The organism is Bacillus cereus group sp. BcHK124, from assembly GCF_027712065.1.
In the GTDB taxonomy this organism is placed as follows: Bacteria; Bacillota; Bacilli; order Bacillales; family Bacillaceae_G; genus Bacillus_A; species Bacillus_A pacificus.
In genome coordinates, this window is the sequence record NZ_JAQFPJ010000061.1 from 1 (window position 1) to 702 (window position 702).

Sequence of the window (702 nt, forward strand, 5' to 3'; positions counted from 1 at the left end):
CCATTAGCTCAGTTGGTAGAGCATCTGACTTTTAATCAGAGGGTCGAAGGTTCGAGTCCTTCATGGCTCACCATTTTTAATGAATATGCGGGTGTGGCGGAATTGGCAGACGCACTAGACTTAGGATCTAGCGCCTTTGGCGTGGGGGTTCGACTCCCTTCACCCGCACTTTTAATGAAATAACTCAAACATGTCTTGCGGAAGTAGTTCAGTGGTAGAATACAACCTTGCCAAGGTTGGGGTCGCGGGTTCGAATCCCGTCTTCCGCTCCAATTTTCAATATGACATGCCGGGGTGGCGGAACAGGCAGACGCACAGGACTTAAAATCCTGCGGTGGGTGACCACCGTGCGGGTTCGACCCCCGCCCTCGGCACCATATGCGCCCGTAGCTCAATTGGATAGAGCGTTTGACTACGGATCAAGAGGTTAGGGGTTCGACTCCTCTCGGGCGCGTTTTCTTTCGGGAAGTGGCTCAGCTTGGTAGAGCACCTGGTTTGGGACCAGGGGGTCGCAGGTTCAAATCCTGTCTTCCCGATACTTGTTTGGGGCCTTAGCTCAGCTGGGAGAGCGCCTGCCTTGCACGCAGGAGGTCAGCGGTTCGATCCCGCTAGGCTCCACCAAAAAAGTTCTTTGAAAACTGAACGAAACAAACAACGTGAAACGTCAATTTTTATTTTATGATGCTAGACAAACTAACTTTA

General features: G+C 51.6%; 6 tRNA genes. All 6 read left to right on the plus strand.

The window, feature by feature from the left end:
- Positions 1-87 precede the first annotated feature (87 nt).
- The 6 genes from PDK19_RS27210 to PDK19_RS27235 all read left to right on the plus strand — a co-directional run bounded on the left by PDK19_RS27210 (position 88) and on the right by PDK19_RS27235 (position 621).
- A tRNA-Leu gene (locus PDK19_RS27210) sits at positions 88-168 on the plus strand.
- Between the two features lie 29 nt (positions 169-197).
- Positions 198-272: transfer RNA gene (locus tag PDK19_RS27215), tRNA-Gly, on the plus strand.
- A 16-nt stretch (positions 273-288) separates the two neighbouring features.
- Positions 289-377 (plus strand) — tRNA-Leu (locus PDK19_RS27220).
- Between the two features lie 3 nt (positions 378-380).
- Positions 381-454: transfer RNA gene (locus PDK19_RS27225), tRNA-Arg, on the plus strand.
- Between the two features lie 8 nt (positions 455-462).
- Positions 463-536 (plus strand) — tRNA-Pro (locus PDK19_RS27230).
- Positions 537-545: 9 nt separating this feature from the next.
- A tRNA-Ala gene (locus PDK19_RS27235) sits at positions 546-621 on the plus strand.
- The last annotated feature ends 81 nt before the right edge of the window (positions 622-702 follow it).